Origin of the sequence: Nostoc sp. DedQUE07, from assembly GCF_034530975.2 — a bacterium.
Taxonomy (GTDB): Bacteria; Cyanobacteriota; Cyanobacteriia; order Cyanobacteriales; family Nostocaceae; genus Nostoc.
On the sequence record NZ_JAVRCC020000040.1, the window covers coordinates 1 to 19,701 of the forward strand.

Below are 19,701 nucleotides of genomic sequence, written 5' to 3' on the forward strand. Positions count from 1 at the left end.
GGATTAGTTATTTACGGGCTGGATACCGAGATTGTCTAATCAACGAATCGCACTAACTTGTCTCCACCAAACATAGGGCGCAAAAAATCGACACTAGCATGAACAATGGGGAAAGCTACAGAAGGATTAGTAAAAAAATCTTTGAGATTAATACTTGATGCTTCTAAAGATTCTTCATAAGCTTCATGGCAAATACCCAAAACGTTAGCAAAATAAACTACCCCAGCAGCATCAGTATCTTGAAAGCGAACCGTGCGGTTATAAGTAAAAGGCATTTTTGACAATTGAATATTAAAAAAACAGCAGGATTATTGCCTAATCTACAAACTAATTTTATTGCAACTAAGTAAATCGGTGAGAAAAATTCTATTCTCCCAATTCTGAGTTTGTATCAAGATGTTTAGTCTTATCTAATGCTTTGGGGTGAGGAAAAGCGATCGCTTCTACATTGACTCCAACGGCGGAACCTCGAAGTCATTAAACGAGGAAACATTGTAAGACGAAGCGGCTAGAGCTTTCACCAGCTTACCATCAAGAGTCAGCAAAGTAGCACCTATCTGCTGTGAAAGTGCTACATAAGAGCCATCGTAAGCGGAGATTCCATAATTTAATGCGATCGCAACAGCATCCGCCATCAAATCAGCCGTGGAGACAACACGTAAAGGGAAGTTTTTGAGAGTTGCTAAATCTGCTGGCACATCAGCAACAGCATAAAGTCTGGCGCGGACATACTTCCAAATGATGTTGCCACACTCAATGTAAAACAGGTCTGGGACAAAGATCGCAGTTTGAGGATTGGCAAGATGAGCAAACAGTTGATTAACTTTCGGAGTTAGTGGCTCGTCTGGTATAAATTGCTTAATACCTACACTTGCGTCTACAACACACCTGAGAGGGATAGTCATCTGTCTCGGTCTTCTCGGATTAACGCGGTACTATCAGGCCATTCCACATCAGTCTGGCGACTCTCACGGCGAAGACGGATTTCCTCTAAGAGTTTTGGGACATTTTTTCGTCTTTCGTCCTCAGTTAACTGTGTTTTTGTCTTCTGCAAAGCGTTCTGCAATATTGTAATAACTTGAGCATCAACTGAGCTATTTTCAGCTTTAGCTAACTCTTGCAGTTGTTCATATAACTCATCAGGTATGTTTAGCGTATTAAGGGTAGCCATTGATTGAACTCCCAAAAGAATTTATTGGTAATGGTAGCATGATATCCATAAGGGATAGAGGGTGATTATACTTTTTGCTTTCTAATAACGTATTTGAATCTTTAATTATAGAGGTTAAATAATATTTAATTTTTAGTCTTCTAAAAAATCGTTTACATGGGTTTCAATCCATGTCATACAGTCTCTAAAGTGACCCATCTTATCTTGTGTCATCTGTTTTGCATGTGCATCAGCTCTATACTTGTTTATAGCTTCCATTTTTGAATTAAATTCATCTTGCTTACGTGAGAAAATGTGTTCAAAGGTTGACCATTCTTTTTTGATTATATTTCTCAAAATTTCAAAATATATATTTACCTTATCAGGATCGAATAAATCTTTATAAGCTATGTGATTATGCTTTTTTTGTTCCTCTTTACTAAAATAAACTAATAATTTCTCTCTTGCTTGATTCTCGCCGTATTTGGCTTTTAACTGAGTACGAACTATTTTCCTTAACTTTGGTTCTAAAGCATTTCTTCTTTGAGATATTTCATTTAACATATCTCCATTGCTTGCATTAACCTTTTTATATTTATTTTTTTGGATTAGATACTGTTTGACTGCATCTATTTTAAAATCATATTCATCTCTAGTCTGGCTGATAATTCCATAACCTTTTAGATGATTAGTATATTCTGTTGACTCACTAGCATACTGATTAAAAAAGTTAAGCTCACCAATGGCTAAATATTCTAGTAAATCGTACTCGTCAGGATAAAACTCACTTAATACGCTAACCATCATTTGAATATACTTAGAAGCATGATTTTTATCAAATTCATTTTTAGCTTCATTATACGTAATTCTATCTACTATAATTGGTAAATTTTGAGTGTTTAGCTTATGGATTAAACTACATACTTGTCTGATTAAAAATGGATGTCCACCATAATCTTCCGTTAATTTTGAATAAATTGTTTCCTCAAACTGCAATCCCATAATTCTCCCAAGTTTTCTAACCATATCTCTGGTTTGTGGTACATCAAATCTTGGTAAGTATTCAATTGGTATTGAGTGAAAAATAGGATTATCTTTCCCAAAAATACTTGATTGTTCTATACAAAGTGGGTTAGTTCCTACGATTAAATAAGAGAAGACATTATTTAATTTTTGGAAATTAGCTCTTAAAGTTTGCCAGAAAAATATAAAATCAAATTTTTTCTCCCAGTGTGTAACACTAGAAATATTAAAAGTTATACGTTCGATTTCATCAAATATTATTAAAATGCTTTCTTTTTGAAATATATGATATATTCTACAAATTTCTTCGGCAAAAATTTGAGAAGCATTTTCTTCTGTATATTGATCTTCTGTTTGCAAGAGTAAATTTAATTTATATTTTTTGTGAATTTGTAAAATTATATAATGTAAGCATTTATTCCATCTCCTTTGTTGAAAACTGGTATCATCGCAACTAATCAAAATTGATTTTGCACCTCTTTTATCTAGTGCCCTTTGAACACCAAAAATTACAGAGGTTTTTCCTGTTTTTCGTAATCCAAATAATCCTGAATTTTCATTTGAAAGATGTCTAGTTACTATTCTATTAATAATATCGGTTCTACCAAAAAAGTATAAATCTTTTTTTAATGGAGATTGAAAATCAAATAAGTCCCTTGTATAAAAATTGGTTATAAATTTATTTCTTAAGAAATAAGAATCACTATAATTATTCAAAATTTCGCTATAAGATATTGGAACTATAACCTGAGATTCTTGAGATTCCTTTAAATAGTTTCTGATTTTTTCTTCTATTTTATCGTCTTTACTCAACATAACACTACATATTTTGTCTATTCTTAAATCTTGAAGTTGATCTGAAACAGCATCAATCGCGTCAGTTGATCTAGGCTGAAAAGACTCATAATCACTAAAAATAATAATTAATTCTCTTTCAAAATTAAAAAGCTCCTGATAATTTTTAGGTGCTTTAATTAAGGCATACTTGTATTCACTTCTGTCTCCGATTTTTAAACCATCAAGCCTAGTTACAAACCATTCATTAGCAAACTTCTGAAGAATCTTTTCTTCTTCGTCGCTCAGTATGTATAATTTACGTTGCACTTGTCCGTGTAAACCCGGTTTTATTTGTTCTTGCATACTTAAATTTATTACCCTTATATTACAAAATTGAAAATGTTCTATCTGCCTAAGCCTTGTCTATGACAGCTTGGTATCAATAGAAAAATTCAATTATATTGTATAAATTATAAATATCCTTTTAATTTTAAAAGTGCTTTATGTTGCTTAAAATTCTAAGTGTATAGTTAAGCTTAAGGATGTTGCACTTCTATCAGCCAGCCTTATAGATTTAGTGATAGCAGCCAAAATTTGATAAAAGTATCTCTGTTAAAATACCTCTATGTTTAAAGCTATTGTCAAACATTAGGTTTAAGCTGGCAATTGAAAAACATAATCATGATGTAATCATGACTATCATTGGCTGCTACTATTCGCAAAATATTCAACGGAGAGGGGGAGATTCGAACTCCCGGAGGTTTTAGCCTCATCCGATTTCAAGTCGGACGCAATCGACCACTCTGCCACCTCTCCAATAAATCTGTCAAACTTGTGCTTATCCTAGTTTCAGACGCTATTCAGGCGCTTTTGTTAGTTAGCACTAAAGCTGACAGATAATACTATATCGTATCATCTACGCAGATTGCACTACTGGATGCGAATATCTACGACACAATACGCGATCGCTCGTACAAAATTTCCCCCTTAGCCACCTGAAAGTCATTCCCCACCCAAACTAGGGAAACTTGCGAAACTACACCCGCCTCTAGGGTGACAATGGAAAAATTACGCAACTTATCGCCGTCATTTTCCACAATCCTGGGGACACTAGCCGCATTTAAGTAAATTGTCCCCTCTGGACTTCTAAAGATGGGCTTGCGCTGCACCTTTTTGGTATGGCGTAAATCTCGGTGCATGTGACCAAATGTCACCAGAGGAATGGTTTTACCAGCAGTCAAGGCTTGAGAAATCGCCTCGCCCAAATCTGGATCGCCAAAATCGCCGCCAATTGGGTGCCAGTCTTTACCGCAGGGGTCTTCGGGGCGATCGCCTAACCCACTAGGCCCATTGTGACCCAAAAATATAATTGTCTCGTAAGCGGCGCTTTTAACAGCTTTGAAGATGCGATCGGCGGATTCTTCCAAACTCGTCACACCGTAACGTTCTTTACAGATTTCCGCGAATTTCCACTCTGGGCCACCCCAAGTAAAGGGGCGACCCCCCACTACAGTTAAATTCCAAGCGGGAAAATCCAGCTTACCGTAACCAACATGGGACGAACCTAATAAATCGAGTTGTTCCTGTACCCAGTCTTCCTTAGAGCGGTCATAAGGAGCCTTTTTACGTCCCCATTCGGTGGCGGTGTACCAGGCATCGTGGTTGCCCATCACGGCTGCTTTGGGAATATCGAGAGAAGCGATCGCTCTGACCACTTCCACCGATTCATTGCCAAAATCCCCGACAAACAGCACTAAGTCAACACCCAAATGCTTGAGTGCAACGCCATCTTCCACTTCCCATTGGTCGTGAATATCTCCAACTACAGCAATTTTGAGGTTTATCGATTGAGTTTTCTGACTGGTCATGCCACTTTCCTTGCCGTCTATCTCCAGGATATGAAACTCAGCCCGATTTGGACACAACCCGAAAATATCAACCGTCCACTATTTTTGGTAAAAACTACTATAATTGATTCCACAGGACATAAATTTGCAACATAAAGCACCCCTAAACTGTGTTTACCACTGCACTAGCTCAAAGAGAAAACACCCAACTGGGTGAACTATTACTAGATTTGTTTGCCGCGATTCAGAGTCTCAAAAAAGAACTCAACGCCGTTATCCTGGCACATTATTATCAAGAGCCAGATATTCAGGATATTGCAGACTTTATTGGGGATTCATTACAACTAGCAAGAGCCGCCGAAAAAACCAATGCGGATGTGATTGTCTTTGCTGGCGTTCACTTCATGGCAGAAACAGCAAAGATACTTAATCCTGATAAATTAGTACTTTTACCAGATTTGGATGCTGGTTGTTCTTTAGCAGACAGTTGTCCACCAGAGGCGTTTGCAGCTTTTAAAGCAGCGCATCCGAATCATTTGGTGGTGTCTTACATCAACTGTTCTGCTGATATCAAAGCGATGAGCGATATTATTTGTACTAGTTCCAACGCTGTGAAAATTGTGCAGCAGATACCCAAAGAACAGCCGATTATTTTTGCTCCAGATCGGAATTTGGGGCGGTATGTCATGGAACAGACGGGAAGAGATTTGGTGCTATGGCAAGGTAGCTGTGTTGTCCATGAAACCTTTTCGGAAAAGAAAATTGTCCAGTTAAAAATTGCCCATCCTGAAGCAGAGGCGATCGCACACCCAGAATGTGAAAGTAGTGTATTGCGCCACGCCAGCTTTATTGGCTCCACAGCCGCTTTACTCAAGTATTGTCAAAGTAGCCCCACCAAAGAATTTATCGTTGCGACAGAGCCGGGAATCATTCACCAAATGCAAAAACTTGCTCCTGACAAGCATTTTATTCCTGCCCCGCCAATGAATAACTGCGCTTGTAACGAATGTCCGTTTATGCGATTAAACACCCTAGAAAAGCTTTACTGGGCAATGAAAAATCGTACTCCCGAAATTACCATGTCAGAGGACATTCGGCTGGCTGCACTGCGACCAATGCAACGAATGCTGGAAATGAGCGTGTAACCAGTATTTTTTATCGAGATGGTAGAGACGCAGTTTTGTTGCGATCTCTACCTGCAAGTTATTTTTTCTAATAACTTGCAATTTATAAAACATGGTGCTAAGATTTTAAATCGTGAGACAAATCGGGTCGGTGTCCGAGTGGTTAATGGAGACGGACTGTAAATCCGTTGGCTAGCGCCTACGCTGGTTCAAATCCAGCCCGGCCCACCACTTACGAAGTTATAAGTTATAATGACTGGGTTAAGAGCAAAGCTCCCAGCATTGTAACTTAAAACTGAAAAATCAAAGTTATATATTGCCCGTGTGGCTCAGTGGTAGAGCACACCCTTGGTAAGGGTGAGGTCACGAGTTCAATCCTCGTCACGGGCTTTTTAAATTGATACGTCATGGATTGTTAACTGTCCTTGTACTTTTCCATAAGCTTTCTTTACCCAATACCCTCTAGGTGGCTTTTCTATCCCATAAGCCTTACACCACTTTTCTACAGCCTTATCAGATACGCCAAAATCTTTCCCAATTTGCGCTGTTGGCTTTTCCCAAACTAGTTTTTCTAGTTCTTCTTTAGATGGCCTTTCTACTTTTCTAGTATGAATCCTAGAGTCTGGGTTAACCTTTCTAGGTGTTAAGTCAACACCAAACTCCTTGTAGGTTCGCTTAGACGCTGCTTCAGTTAAATCTATAAAATCTTCCCACCAGTAAAACGGTGTAGCTGAATTAGGTATTTGAGTAGTTATGTAGCAACCATTAAAGTTAATTGATGGATAAACAACTTTATCTATATCAGGCAGATAAACAGCATAAAAGTCAAAGTCATTTTCTTTATACTTCTTCTGATGAGTACCATTTTTATCTACCCAAATAGTTTTATTGACTACTCTATTATCTCCCGCGTATTTAGCTTGTATTTTGTAAAATTTATCGTCTTTGTAGGCAACAAAATCAAAAGATAAATGCTCACAAACAAATGGTGTGAGAATTAAGTATCCTTTTAAAGTTAGATCGGCGATCGCTTTTGTAGCAGCAATATCGCCTTTGTTCTTAGTATGATGCAGCAATAACGAACCCTCATTTGAGGAAATAATTATATCACTTCACGGTGCTTGAAGGTTCATATTGAGTAAAAACGAGCGCGGCAGGGTTCGAACCTGCGGCCGATTGCTTAGAAGGCAATTGCTCTATCCACTGAGCTACGCGCCCAAAACAAAATAATGGCTCCCAAAAGAGTCATCTTAACTATTATATCGTTTCGACGTAACAAGAAGCAATCGAAAATTGCAGATTTACCACTAGCAAGGCTAAGATGCTAGTCGCTAGTTAGTGCAATCTACACTGAAAACGAAACAGATGGGGTATTGGTTTAGATATATTGTGTTGTCAAGGGGTTATTTGCCCGTTAGCGCTAACGTCCTCTGGGCGGCTACCTTCGGGAAGAATCTGGCGATCGCGAGGCTCATTCCTACAGTATGCTAGGTAATTTCAGCCTTGGCGATACTGCCAAATGCCATTATATATTCCATATTAAGAGTGCCCCTGTGAGGAGTTATTTGCTAGTGCCATGTTTATTCTCAAACGGCAGGATGTTGAAATATCAAGCATTCAGCACCCAAAAAAGGATCAGCAGGTGCCGATTCTTAGTTATCAAGGGCAGACTTTCCGCTTGATTAGTGTTTTCAAAGCTAGTCAAGAGGAAGAAGCTAGAGCCTTATGGAGAGAATTAACGGATAACCGAGGTAAAGCCTGTGTTTTGCTGGAGGAACCGGAACGCTTTAGTGTTTGGGGTAAAATCCGTTTAGAGCAACTAGATAGTGACACAGGTAATCATGGCAAAACGGCGATTTTAATCCAAGCCGGTATTTTGCTGTTGCAGGGTGTTTCTATCGACATTGAAGAGTTTTTAGGTGCTAGACAAGCTGCATTATTTGAAAAAGATATTGCGGAGGTGTTCAAGCAAAAACAATTTCCCCAAGCATCTTCCTTAGAAGCAGTGAAATATCTGGTATCTACTAATCCTTTGCCAACAGCCAAAATACCTGATTGGCAAGAAAATCATGTAGTTATCCTGTTACAAGAACTGCATAGATTAGGAAAAGCCTATTTTGGCAATGCTAATTTTACCAAACAAGTAATTTATAAGCTAGAAGATATGCCAGAAGCCGAGCGATCGCTGTTTATCACTTGGCTAAATCAATCGCCACTGGGTAAACTATGGCAGTAGCAGGGAAATTTTTTCACAAAATTCCTGCCACTGGCACTTGCTTTTGGTGTCCGATTGTGTATTACCTAATAGACACACTGCTAGATATACAGTCCTTTAACTCAAAATACTGCCAGAGTGCATCTACATAGTCAAGTCCTATGAGTAACTCTTACGAGAATTCGTTCCTTTCTAAATCAATTTTCACTACTCAGAACATTGTCTTAGCTAATATTGGCTGGGCCGTACTGGCACTGCTATACTTTTTGTTATTTAGTGCCAAAGTTCCTGGAGCCGATGGCATAGAAAGCCGAGCCGAGTGGTATGTGATTGGCACAAATATTTTTGAAGCTTTAGCTTATTTGGGTGCCAGTATCTTATGCTTGAGGAACTGGCTGAGTCCGCAAATCGTCAGTGGGCGGAATGTTTGGCTCTTAATTGGGCTAGGTATGCTTTCTTATTTCGTTGGAGGGATAATTTTCGGTTATACCGAAATAGTTTTAAAAGATGAACCGGATGTGTCTGTGGGCGATATATTTTTTGTACTGACTTATCTATTACTTGGCGCAGGCATGATTTTAGCTGTGGCTTCCAGGCGAATCAATCTGGAAAAATGGCAGTGGCTAATTGTATTAGCAATTGCAGTGTTCGGTAGTTTGTTGGCATGGTGGATTTCTATGCAACAAGAAACACCCTCAGAACTGCTAGTCGCTATTTTGAATTGGTTTTACGTAGTTAGCGATGTAGTTTTGTTAATTATTGCTACCACTCTGCTACTAGCCTTTTGGGGGGGAAGAGTTTCCCAGTCTTGGCGAATGATTGCAGCGGCGGCCTTTTCGCTCTACATTGCAGATATGTGGTTTAAATATGCCCAAGGCCCCAATTATCAAAGTGGAGAAATATTAGAAGTGTTTTGGGTGTTTAGTGGAGTGTTATTTGGTATGGGCGCTGCCTTAGAATATGACGCATCACTAAGACGAACGCGGCGTACCAGCGGACGTAAACGAGCTTAGTAAAGATTTTTGGTATCTACCGTGAGAAAACTAACAGACTCTGACAAGCAAGAAATTCTTAAGTTATATCGAGAGACTGCTGAAACAACCTCAACTTTGGCAGACCGCTATGGTGTGAGTAATTCGACAATTAGTCGCCTGCTCAAAAGCACTTTGCCAGAAGATGAGTATGAATACTTAGTCTCCTTAAAGCGGGCTGCGAGAACTCCTGAAGGAAGGGCACAGGTGAGCTACGAGCAGTTACCACTGCTGAGTCAACCAGAACCAGAGCCGGAGATAGAAGTTCCACCCAGCGAAAGCCAACCCTTGGAAGTGCCAAAGGTTGAGCCACTACCACGTAAGATAATTCGTGTAGAGCAGGAAGTGTACTCAGAGGAAACGGCGGAGTCAATTGCTGCTAGTAGACGAGTGCGGCGACGCCCTTCGGCGACGGAGAAACCGAAACTCCGAGTCACAGCAGATAAATTAGAAACTCCAGAGCCAAAGCCGCCGGAAATAGTCAGCATCCCTATCCCACCGCTAAAGAATGAACATCCAGGAGCGGCTGTCATCGCGCACATGCTAGGCGAAGATTTGCTCGACGAATCAGAGGATTTGGATGATTTAGATGATGATGATTTAGAGGATGACGACTTTGAGGAAGAAGACTTTGATGATGATGACCTGGATGAGCAAAGACCTTTAGTTACAAGAAGAAGACCAGGTGAAGCATCAGTTGAAGTTTTACCACTGTCGATAGCCAATTTGCCCAAAACTTGCTATTTGGTAATTGACCGTTCCTCAGAATTAATTACCCGTCCTCTGAAAGACTTTGGTGATTTGGGACAAATTCCCAGCCTGGAAACCCAGCAAAGAACTCTGCCGGTGTTTGATAACCATCGCGTCGCCAAGCGTTTTTCTACTAAACGCGATCGCGTGATTAAAGTTCCTGATAGTAAAATGCTGCATAAGGCTCGGACTCATCTCCAAGCTAAGGGCATTACACGACTGCTAATTGATGGTCAGGTCTATTCTTTGTCTACGGTTTAAGAGTTAGAAGTTAGGAGTTAGGAGTTAGGAGTTTAGAGTTTCATAATTCTTAACTCTTAACTTTTAACTCCTAACCTAAGTGTAGACAGCCCTTGCAAAACGCTCTGCTAAGTAAATAATGTCCTGTCTACGAGCAATTTGATTTATCCATTGTTTGGGAATATTTTCCACGCCGTAGTAAATTCCCGCTAATCCACCAGTGACAGCAGCGGTAGTATCTGTATCTCCGCCTAAGTTGACAGCTTTCAGTACAGCTTCAGAATAAGACGAGCTATTTAACAAACACCACAGGGATGATTCTAAAGTATCAATCACATAGCCACCAGAATTAATCTCTTCCACTGGTATCTTGGCAATCTCACCACTGAAAATTCTGCCAAAATGCGGCTTCTCTAATAAAAATTCTCGGACAGAATAAATTGTTTGGATATCTTGCAGTCCTTGTAAATAAGCTGTTTGGGGGTCAGCCCCTTCTAAGAGCGCCACTGCAATACTAATATAAATGCCACAGGCCATTTGAGAACGGAGATGAGCGTGGGTAATGGAAGAAACTTGATGTACCCGTGCAATCAATTCATCCAGAGATAAACTTTTGTGACAATAAGCCATCGGCAAGATTCTCATTAAAGAACCATTACCATTACTATTTTCACTAGTACCACCTGCTTTCAGGGGTGGAGTTCCTTGTTTCCAGTTCACAATTGCTAAAAATGTGGTGTTACCGATATCAAATACTTCACCTTGAGCAGTCCAGTAACTTTCGTGATACCAGCGCCAGAAGGAATTAGCAATCGCATCCAGTGAAAATCCCTCACAAAGACATTCTGCCAAGCAAAAAGTCAGAGAACTGTCATCTGACCATGTACCAGCAGGAACATCCCAAGTTCCATAACCCAGCATCGATATGACTGGAGATTTTACTCTTTCAGCGCGGCTGGTGAATTCCACTGGCACACCCAATGCATCACCAACACATAAACCCATCAAACCAGACAACGTTTTTGCAGAGGTGAGCATTGTCAACCAGTATGAAACTTTTCTACAACTGATTTTACTTGCGAAAAGCCGGTTATCAAACGCTTGGTATAATTTTTAATTCCAAACTAGCTGTAGACAGCCCTTGCAAAACGTTCTGCTAAGTAAATAATGTCCTGTCTACGAGCAATTTGATTTATCCATTGTTTGGGAATATTTTCCACGCCGTAGTAAATTCCCGCTAATCCACCAGTGACAGCAGCGGTAGTATCTGTATCTCCGCCTAAGTTGACAGCTTTCAGTACAGCTTCAGAATAAGACGAACTATTTAACAAACACCACAGGGATGATTCTAAAGTATCAATCACATAGCCACCAGAATTAATCTCTTCCACTGGTATCTTGGCAATCTCACCACTGAAAATTCTGCCAAAATGCGGCTTCTCTAATAAAAATTCTCGGACAGAATAAATTGTTTGGATATCTTGCAGTCCTTGTAAATAAGCTGTTTGGGGGTCAGCCCCTTCTAAGAGCGCCACTGCAATACTAATATAAATGCCACAGGCCATTTGCGATCGCGCATGAGCATGAGTAATTGCCGAAACATCATGCACCCGCGCCAGCAATTCGGCTAAAGTTAAGCTTCTGTGACAATAAGCCATCGGCAAGATTCTCATTAAAGAACCATTGCCATTAGTATTTTCAACCTTACCACCGGCCTGATGGGGAACAACTCCCTGTTTCAGGCGCATAATTGCTGTGTGGGTAGTTTGACCAATATCAAAGACATCGCCACGGGGAGTCCAGTAAGCCTCCTTATACCAGCGCCAGAAGGAATTGGCTATCGCATCCAACGAATACCCCCGACAAAGGCATTCTGCCAAGCAAAAGCTTAAGGAACTGTCATCTGACCAAGTTCCTGGTGGTTGATTCCATGTGCCATAACCTTGCATCGTTGTCACTGGAGATTTTACTCGTTCAGCACGGCTAGTAAACTCCACTGGCACACCCAACGCATCACCGACACATAAACCCATCAAACCAGATAACGTTTTTGTAGCGGTTAGCATTATTCAATCTCCACAAGAATTGCTCAAAATTAACTTTATAGATTCCCTCTATAGCTTGTTGCAACAGATGTTACAGCCTACTTTATCATCTGTGAAAAGGTAGGCAAAAATTATTAATCGGGTATTTTATTTACCATATCCCGACTTATTTTTAGTTCCAAATATTGTGACAGTTTTAAAAGCGTCTATTGGGGGAACAAACAGACAGAATGTAAAGACATTGAGATGTAATTATAACAGCTTATTTATCAATTTAAGGGATAGTTATCCTGTAAGCTTTATACATTAACCACAACAATTTTTTAATAAAAATTGGGAATCATTTGGAACATTATCACTTTATTTTCGACCTGGAATATACAAGTAAAAAATACAAATTTTGGTAAAAATTATGAAACGCTTACTCAAGTCTTTCGTGACAATTTCTGCATTGTCTTCCTTAATAGTTGCTCCTTTTGTTCTATCAGCTGGTCAAGCTTCTGCTGAAACTAAAAAGGGTACTGATGCTAGCTATGTTGGTGCTGGTGTTGCCGCTGGCGTTACCAGTGGCGGACAAGGTATCAACGATGATGCCACATTTGGTGGTAATGTTACAGGTCGCGTGAAATTAGGAACTACGCCATTTTCTGCACGCGGTAATGTCCTCTGGAGTGATAAAACAAGTGCCATTATCCCAGAAGTTTCTGTGGATGTGCCTATCGCTAATAGAACTAATGCTTATTTAACTGGTGGTTATTCTTTTGTAGAGAAAGATGGCTCACCAACTCCTATAGGTAACAAAGATTCAGTAGTGGTAGGTGCTGGTGTTGAATCGGAAGTTGCTAATAACTTCCTCGTCTACACTAACGCTAAAGTAGGACTTGGTGCCTACCAAAATAGTGATGCTTCTGCTGTTACCATCAACGGTGGTCTTGGCTATCGCTTCAAATAAAAAATTATTGAGTCCTCAGTCAGTTTATACTTTACTTAGTACTTAGGACTCAGCACTTCTTCACTCACTACTCCAAAAAGCTGGTTTTGTTAAGTATTACATCACTGACAAAGCCAGCTTTTGCCGTGATAAAATTAAAATATTCCTCATTATTCCGGCCGGATTACCGGGGATAAACTAGCCGAAGGGTGCTGATTCGGCGTCTACTAATGCTTTATTGAGAATACTATACAAGTCTAATGGTTAAATCTGCTCCTTCCCCCATCGCTAGCCGTAAGCCTTCCAAAGTAGAAGGGATCAAGGAAAATAGTAATTTTTTGCGTGAACCTGTAGCAACTGAAATCCTTCAAGACACTACCCATTTTACTGAAAATGCGGTACAGCTTTTGAAGTATCACGGTTCTTATCAGCAGGATAACCGCGACAACCGCACCAAGGGACAGGAAAAAGATTACCAGTTTATGCTGCGGACAAAAAATCCGGGTGGTTTAGTACCGCCGCAGCTATATCTGGCTTTAGATAAAATAGCTGATGAGTATGGCAACCACACGTTACGAGCAACTACGCGTCAAGGTTTCCAACTGCACGGAATTTTAAAGAAGAATCTTAAATCAGCAATTGCCACGATTGTCAAGAACCTGGGTTCGACTTTGGGAGCTTGCGGCGACATCAACCGCAACGTGATGGCACCACCAGCCCCTTTTAAGAATCGCCCAGAGTATCAGTATGCTTGGGACTATGCCCAGAATATTGCTGACTTGCTGACAGCACAGACAGGCGCTTATTACGAAATTTGGTTAGATGGCGAAAAAGCAATTAGTGCTGAAGAAGACCCAGAGGTGAAGGCAGCCCGACAGCGCAATGGGAATGGCACAATTATTCATGACAACGAAGAACCGATTTATGGCACGTACTATATGCCTCGCAAGTTTAAAATTTGCGTGACAGTGCCAGGGGATAATTCGATTGATTTGTATTCTCAAGACCTGACGTTGGTAGTGATTACCAATAAAAAGAAGCAATTAGAAGGATTTAATATTTTTGCTGGTGGTGGTTTAGGTAGAACCCACGGTAAAGAAGAAACTTTCGCTAGGTTAGCAGACCCCATCGGTTATGTGGCGAAGGATGACGTTTACGACATAGTAAAAGCGATTGTTGCTACCCAGAGAGATTATGGCGATCGCACCGACCGTCGTCATGCCAGATTAAAATATTTAATCAACGATTGGGGCCTAGATAAATTCCGTGCCCAAGTTGAAGAATATTTCGGTAAATCAATTGAAGCCTTCAAACCACTGCCAGAGTTTAAATATTACGACTTCCTCGGCTGGAATGAACAAGGTGATGGCAAGCTATTCTTAGGAATTTCCATTGACAATGGTCGAATCAAAGATGAAGGTTCGTTTCAACTGAAAACCGCTTTGCGGGAAATTGTCGAGCAGTTCAACTTACACATCCGCCTGAGTGCCAACCATAACCTGATTTTTTACGATATCGAACCAGATAGCAAGCAAGCTATTCAAGACATTCTCAGCCGTCACGGTGTCGTAGACGACCCCAGTAAAATCGAACCTTTAGTACGGTATGCAATGGCTTGTCCGGCTTTGCCCACTTGCGGCTTGGCAATCACGGAATCAGAACGAGCAATACCGGGTATTTTGGAAAGAGTTCGCGCCCTTTTGGATAAAGTTGGTTTACAAAAAGAGCATTTTGTGGTAAGGATGACTGGATGCCCCAACGGTTGCGCTCGTCCCTACTTAGCAGAATTGGGCTTTGTCGGTAGCGCCCCAGAATCTTACCAATTATGGTTAGGGGGTTCGGCAAATCAAACTCGACTGGCGCAACCTTACATAGAAAAGCTGCACCATAATGACTTGGAAACCTTCTTAGAGCCGATTTTTGTCTACTTTAAGAAATCTCGCAAATCGAAAGAAAAGTTTGGTGATTTTTGCGATCGCGTTGGTTTTGATGCCATCCGCGAATTTGCTGCTAGCTACGAACCGCAAACAGCTAATGGTGCAAACAAATCGCGTCATCGGGTCAATTTGAAAGAAGAGGTTTATGGCAAGTTGAAAGAAGTAGCAGAAAGTCAAGGTAAGCCGATGACTCAGTTAGTTACTGAAGCGCTAGAGGTTTACTTCCAGAATCTTTCGTAAGCCGAATAAATAATTAAACCATGATGGACACAGATGGATTTATCTGTGTCCATCTTTGATTTGATATTCTTGAAATTCCAAAATCCCATGTCTCAACTGCAAAGAATTGCGATCGCACCCTCCCAATTTCAACAAGGGCAAATTTTACTCACCAAAGAACAGCAGCATTATTTGGGGCGTGTGTTGCGCTTGCGTGAAGGCGATCGCTTTATTGCAATGGATGGTAAAGGAAAATGGTGGTTAGCGCAGCTAGCAGGGGAACAAGCACAGGTTTTAGAACCGCTTGTAGTAGAAACAGAATTACTTGTATCAATTATCCTGATAGTGGCGTTGCCCAAAGGCAATGGATTTGATGAAGTGGTGCGGTGTTGTACAGAGTTGGGAGTAACTTGTATTGCACCAGTATTGAGCGATCGCACTTTACTTCATCCTAGTCCTCAAAAGCTCGAACGCTGGCGGCGCATTGCAGCCGAAGCCGCCGAACAATCAGAACGCTCATTCGTGCCGACAATTTTAGAGCCTGTTGCTTTTAATACGGGTTTGTCATCAGTCATTAGTCATTTGTCATTGGCGAATAGCCAACAATATATTTGTGTCGCGCGTGGTGAGTTTCCCCATTTAAAAGATTGCTTACACCACAAAGGACAAATGACAAATGACAAAGGACAAGAAACAATTGTCATTGCTACTGGCCCAGAAGGGGGATGGACAACAGAAGAAATTGAGAATGCAAAGTCAGCTGGATTTCAGCCTGTTTCTCTTGGTCGCCGCATCCTGAGAGCAGTTACAGCCCCAGTAGTAGCATTATCCTTGATTACCGCAAGTTGTGAAGTATAAATGATTAATAGCTCACGCAAAATTACTTTTGCGCGAGACATCACTCCAACGTGTATTTAGAGTAAGTGATGATTGAGCAAGTTGCGATCGCCTTTGAGCATAAAGATTATCAAACAGCAGCTAAATTACTCAAACAGCTGCAAAAAGAATCACCCGAAAATCCTTGGGTACAATATTATCTCGGTCGGCTCCATGAAGTATCCCAAAAGCGCCAAGATGCAGAACAAATTTATCGGCAATTGCTGCGAGATACAAGGAACGCCAAAATAGTAACGCTCGCACGCCAAGGTTTGCGACGCCTACAAGAAATGGAGCTAGAAGAAAGACAAAGAGCTATTTCCCAAGCAAAATCTGAACCAAATAACACCGAACTTGGCGTACTAGTCTTAGAGCCACTCAGTAACGAATTGAAAACAGAAGTGTCTCGAAAATTCGCCCAGATTATGCAGCTAGACCCCTACACTGCACGGCTGGTACTCCCAAGTCGTGGCTGGAGATTGTACCGCACTGGCCAAGTAGGAGAACTAAAATTTTATGGCAAACAGCTACAGCAGGCTGGTATTCCTTGCTTTTGGGCAACAATAGCGCAAATTCAGCAAATTCAAGTTTATCAAGTCAAACATTTCCAAGCATCTACCCCACAAGCTACTGTTGTTTGCCGAAACGAAGTCAATCAACTTGGTTCTCTCACCTTTGACTGGTCAGAAGTCACAGCGAGAGTAGTAGGACTTTTGCCCATTTTTGAACAAGTTGTAGATGTTGATGCTCGCCGTAAACTGGAATGGAAAACCCAAACACAAGACTATGCTCAGTTTTGTGATTTACACATACCTGGTAGGCGTTCTATTCTCCGACTTTATGATAATGGCTATGAATTCCAGCAAGGTTTAGAAATCATTCCTCAAGCTAGCCAAAATACAATCAGAATTAATTGGAATAGTTTATCAAGTTGGATTGACCAGCAACTACCTCAAGTCAAAATCTGGTCAGATTTCACGCCTTTTGCAGATACAACATTAGATCAAACAGAAATGTTGAGTCATATCAAGTCTCACATCGATTTGTTTCGTCGAGAACAGACTAATTGGGATTCAGCTTTTCATTTGTATAGTGGACTGGTGTTTGTTAAATAATTCGTAATTCGTAATTCGTAATTCGTAATTAAGTTACTTATTGCCTACTTTAAAAAGTAAGTTCACAAATCAAATAGGAGTGTTCTATGAATATAGTAAGTGCTAAAAAACAACATCTAGGGGGTTTGTATGTTCAATCGCCTCAAGGAGAGCAACTAGTTTTTCCACTCAAGCATACAGAGGTTCTAGCAAAAATTGCAGGTAACTTGTCACGAGTTGATGTCATTCAAAGCTTTGAAAATACCTTCACGCAGCCTTTAGAAGCAGTCTATATCTTTCCGTTACCTGATGAGGCGGCGGTGGATGACATGGAAATAAAAATAGGCGATCGCATCATCAAAGGTAATATAAAAAAACGTGAAGAAGCACAACAAATCTATGAACAAGCCAAACAAGAAGGACGCACCGCCGGACTTCTAGAACAAGAACGAGACAACATTTTTACCCAATCTCTAGCTAACATCAAACCTGGCGAACAAATTGATGTTACAATTCGTTACACCGAAAGTTTAAAATTTGAGGCGGGAAACTACGAATTTGTTTTCCCGATGGTGGTGGGGCCAAGATATATTCCGGGAACGCCGATAGATGGTAGCGGTGATACAGACCAAGTTCCTGATGCTTCCCGCATTACACCGCCTGTAGTCCCAGAAGGAATGCGATCGCGTCACAATATTAATGTCACAGTCGAAATTGATGTAGGTTTACCAATTTCTGAACTACGTTCTCCTTCCCATCAATTAAAAATTGAACACTCAGGTCAAATTGTGCGGATTGAATTAGCCAAAGAAGATACAATTCCCAACAAAGATTTAATTCTCCGCTATCAAGTTTCTGGTAAAGAAACTCAATCCACAGTATTAAGCCAAGCCGACGATCGCGGCGGACATTTTGCCATATATCTGATTCCAGCTTTGGAATATTCCACGGATCAAATTGTCCCTAAAGATGTTGTATTTTTGGTGGATACTTCCGGTTCACAATCTGGCGATCCGTTATGGAAGTGTCAGGAATTAATGCGGCGATTTATTAATGGGTTAAATCCCAACGATACTTTCACAATTATCGATTTTTCCAATAGAGTCAGACAGTTATCAAAAAAACCTCTACCGAATACAGCAGAAAATCGTACCAAAGCGATCGCTTACATTAACAATTTACAAGCTGATGGCAGCACAGAAATGCTCAGTGGCATTCGTACAGCCATAAATTTCCCTACACCAGTCGGAAGATTACGCAGTGTTGTACTCTTAACTGATGGCTATATCGGCAACGAAAATGAGATTTTAGCAGAAGTACAACAGCACCTCCAACCAGGAAATCGCCTTTACAGTTTTGGTGCTGGTAGTTCAGTCAACCGTTTTTTACTGAATCGCATCGCCGAAATTGGCCGGGGAATATCCCAAATCATTCGTCATGATGAACCCACAGAAGAAGTTGCCGAAAAGTTTTACAGGCAAATTAACAACCCCGTACTTACAAATATTCAAATTTCTTGGCAGGGTGAGACAGAATCGCCTGTTATTTACCCAGCAATAGCGCCTGATTTATTCAGCGAACAACCATTAGTGTTGTTTGGTCGGAAGCAAGATAAAGTCGGAGGTAATCTGCAAATTTCTGGCGTTGCTGCGGGCGGTAAAGACTACGAAAAAACTTTTCACCTCAAATTTGAAGAAACAGGAAATCTTGCTGTAGCCCAGTTATGGGGACGTGCTTGCATCAAAGACTTGATGAATCAGATGGTGAGCTTTGAAACTAAAGCTGGTGTAGAAGCGGTGACAGAAACAGCCTTAACTTATCAACTACTTTCTCAATACACTGCTTTTGTTGCCGTCAGTGATGACGTGCGGGTTGAACCAGGAAGCGAATATGTATCTATGCAAATGCCAGTGGAAATGCCTGAAGCAGTTAGTTACAAAGGAGTGTTTGGCAATGCTCCGGCTGGTGGTTTTGCGGATCAAATGGAATTCTTAACCTTATCAGCGCCAGCTTCAGCAGAAGCTCCAGATTTTCTTCGGCAAAAGCGATCGCCACAATCCCCAGTAGCCAAAGAAGTCGAGATATCTTTGAACTTTGATTTAGAGGAGATGGCACAAGATGAAATATTAGACGCAGCCATCAACCATCAGTTAGAGATCATCAGCGTTACTGGCTTGGATGACACAGAAATTGCTGATCTAACCCGACACCTTCAGCAACTAAACTTTCCTTCAGGCTTCAGTGGTGAAATCGTCTTTGAGTTCACCGTCAAGAAAGGTCGGGTAGAACGGGTAGTTTTGGATGAGGAAACCTCCACCCTCAAAGATTCAGTTGTAGTGGAGAAAATTAAGCGATCGCTCTTACTTTGGAGAGTTCCCCCATCTACAACTGGCAAAGTTATCTTAACCTTGCATCTTCACGCTTAATCTATAGAGACCGTAA

Annotated in this window: 16 protein-coding genes, 4 tRNA genes and 1 pseudogene; 11 read left to right on the forward strand and 10 right to left on the reverse strand. The window is 40.8% G+C overall.

Going from position 1 to position 19,701, the window contains the following annotated elements; translation table 11 throughout:
* Positions 1 to 50 precede the first annotated feature (50 nt).
* From RMZ95_RS24800 to RMZ95_RS24825, 6 genes and pseudogenes are all read right to left on the reverse strand, one after another.
* Positions 51 to 275 (reverse strand): annotated as a pseudogene (locus RMZ95_RS24800) (acyl-CoA thioesterase); the annotation flags it as partial.
* Positions 276 to 443: 168 nt separating this feature from the next.
* Positions 444 to 905, reverse strand: coding sequence for a type II toxin-antitoxin system VapC family toxin (locus RMZ95_RS24805; RefSeq protein WP_322686927.1), 462 nt, complete (start codon positions 903 to 905; stop codon positions 444 to 446).
* Positions 902 to 1,171: a hypothetical protein gene (locus RMZ95_RS24810; RefSeq protein WP_099099929.1), complete on the reverse strand. Its 270-nt coding sequence runs from the start codon at positions 1,169 to 1,171 to the stop codon at positions 902 to 904. The genes RMZ95_RS24805 and RMZ95_RS24810 overlap by 4 nt, the downstream gene beginning before the upstream one ends.
* Before the next feature lie 132 nt (positions 1,172 to 1,303).
* Positions 1,304 to 3,313: an AAA-like domain-containing protein gene (locus RMZ95_RS24815; protein WP_322686926.1), complete on the reverse strand. Its 2,010-nt coding sequence runs from the start codon at positions 3,311 to 3,313 to the stop codon at positions 1,304 to 1,306.
* A 368-nt stretch (positions 3,314 to 3,681) separates the two neighbouring features.
* Positions 3,682 to 3,766, reverse strand: a tRNA-Ser gene (locus RMZ95_RS24820).
* A gap of 131 nt (positions 3,767 to 3,897) precedes the next feature.
* Positions 3,898 to 4,818 (reverse strand): TIGR04168 family protein, encoded by a 921-nt coding sequence (locus RMZ95_RS24825; protein ID WP_322686925.1) that lies wholly within the window; start codon positions 4,816 to 4,818, stop codon positions 3,898 to 3,900.
* A 149-nt stretch (positions 4,819 to 4,967) separates the two neighbouring features.
* On the opposite strand from RMZ95_RS24825, the gene nadA reads away from it, so the two are divergent.
* The 3 genes from nadA to RMZ95_RS24840 all read left to right on the forward strand — a co-directional run bounded on the left by nadA (position 4,968) and on the right by RMZ95_RS24840 (position 6,311).
* Positions 4,968 to 5,942, forward strand: coding sequence for a quinolinate synthase NadA (nadA, locus tag RMZ95_RS24830; RefSeq protein WP_322686924.1), 975 nt, complete (start codon positions 4,968 to 4,970; stop codon positions 5,940 to 5,942).
* Between the two features lie 124 nt (positions 5,943 to 6,066).
* A tRNA-Tyr gene (locus tag RMZ95_RS24835) sits at positions 6,067 to 6,152 on the forward strand.
* Positions 6,153 to 6,239: 87 nt separating this feature from the next.
* Positions 6,240 to 6,311, forward strand: a tRNA-Thr gene (locus RMZ95_RS24840).
* A gap of 2 nt (positions 6,312 to 6,313) precedes the next feature.
* Here RMZ95_RS24840 and RMZ95_RS24845 read toward each other — a convergent pair.
* Both RMZ95_RS24845 and RMZ95_RS24850 read right to left on the reverse strand, forming a co-directional pair.
* Positions 6,314 to 6,997, reverse strand: a complete 684-nt coding sequence (locus tag RMZ95_RS24845; RefSeq protein WP_322686923.1) for a group I intron-associated PD-(D/E)XK endonuclease — start codon at positions 6,995 to 6,997, stop codon at positions 6,314 to 6,316.
* A 69-nt stretch (positions 6,998 to 7,066) separates the two neighbouring features.
* Positions 7,067 to 7,139: transfer RNA gene (locus tag RMZ95_RS24850), tRNA-Arg, on the reverse strand.
* Between the two features lie 358 nt (positions 7,140 to 7,497).
* On the opposite strand from RMZ95_RS24850, the gene RMZ95_RS24855 reads away from it, so the two are divergent.
* From RMZ95_RS24855 to RMZ95_RS24865, 3 genes are all read left to right on the forward strand, one after another.
* A complete protein-coding gene (locus tag RMZ95_RS24855; RefSeq protein ID WP_322669652.1) occupies positions 7,498 to 8,157 on the forward strand; it encodes an Npun_F0813 family protein in 660 nt (219 codons plus the stop codon).
* A gap of 140 nt (positions 8,158 to 8,297) precedes the next feature.
* Positions 8,298 to 9,149, forward strand: a complete 852-nt coding sequence (locus RMZ95_RS24860) for a hypothetical protein (protein WP_322669653.1) — start codon at positions 8,298 to 8,300, stop codon at positions 9,147 to 9,149.
* A gap of 21 nt (positions 9,150 to 9,170) precedes the next feature.
* Positions 9,171 to 10,178 (forward strand): transposase, encoded by a 1,008-nt coding sequence (locus RMZ95_RS24865; protein ID WP_322686922.1) that lies wholly within the window; start codon positions 9,171 to 9,173, stop codon positions 10,176 to 10,178.
* Positions 10,179 to 10,253: 75 nt separating this feature from the next.
* Here RMZ95_RS24865 and RMZ95_RS24870 read toward each other — a convergent pair whose 3' ends face one another.
* Together RMZ95_RS24870 and RMZ95_RS24875 are read right to left on the reverse strand one after the other, a co-directional pair.
* Positions 10,254 to 11,195: an ADP-ribosylglycohydrolase family protein gene (locus RMZ95_RS24870; protein ID WP_409883717.1), complete on the reverse strand. Its 942-nt coding sequence runs from the start codon at positions 11,193 to 11,195 to the stop codon at positions 10,254 to 10,256.
* 86 nt (positions 11,196 to 11,281) lie between these two features.
* Positions 11,282 to 12,223, reverse strand: coding sequence for an ADP-ribosylglycohydrolase family protein (locus RMZ95_RS24875; RefSeq protein WP_409883719.1), 942 nt, complete (start codon positions 12,221 to 12,223; stop codon positions 11,282 to 11,284).
* Positions 12,224 to 12,614: 391 nt separating this feature from the next.
* On the opposite strand from RMZ95_RS24875, the gene RMZ95_RS24880 reads away from it, so the two are divergent.
* From RMZ95_RS24880 to RMZ95_RS24900, 5 genes are all read left to right on the forward strand, one after another.
* Positions 12,615 to 13,154 carry an outer membrane beta-barrel protein gene (locus RMZ95_RS24880; RefSeq protein WP_322669656.1) on the forward strand — a complete coding sequence of 180 codons (540 nt, stop codon included), beginning with the start codon at positions 12,615 to 12,617 and terminating at the stop codon, positions 13,152 to 13,154.
* A 239-nt stretch (positions 13,155 to 13,393) separates the two neighbouring features.
* A complete protein-coding gene (gene sir / locus RMZ95_RS24885) occupies positions 13,394 to 15,310 on the forward strand; it encodes a sulfite reductase, ferredoxin dependent (protein WP_322684881.1) in 1,917 nt (638 codons plus the stop codon).
* A gap of 87 nt (positions 15,311 to 15,397) precedes the next feature.
* On the forward strand, positions 15,398 to 16,147 hold the full coding sequence (locus RMZ95_RS24890; RefSeq protein ID WP_322684884.1) for a 16S rRNA (uracil(1498)-N(3))-methyltransferase: 750 nt from the start codon (positions 15,398 to 15,400) through the stop codon (positions 16,145 to 16,147).
* Between the two features lie 68 nt (positions 16,148 to 16,215).
* A complete protein-coding gene (locus tag RMZ95_RS24895; protein WP_322684880.1) occupies positions 16,216 to 17,280 on the forward strand; it encodes a tetratricopeptide repeat protein in 1,065 nt (354 codons plus the stop codon).
* Positions 17,281 to 17,366: 86 nt separating this feature from the next.
* Entirely contained in the window at positions 17,367 to 19,685 is a 2,319-nt protein-coding gene (locus RMZ95_RS24900) for a VIT domain-containing protein (protein WP_322684879.1), read from the forward strand.
* The last annotated feature ends 16 nt before the right edge of the window (positions 19,686 to 19,701 follow it).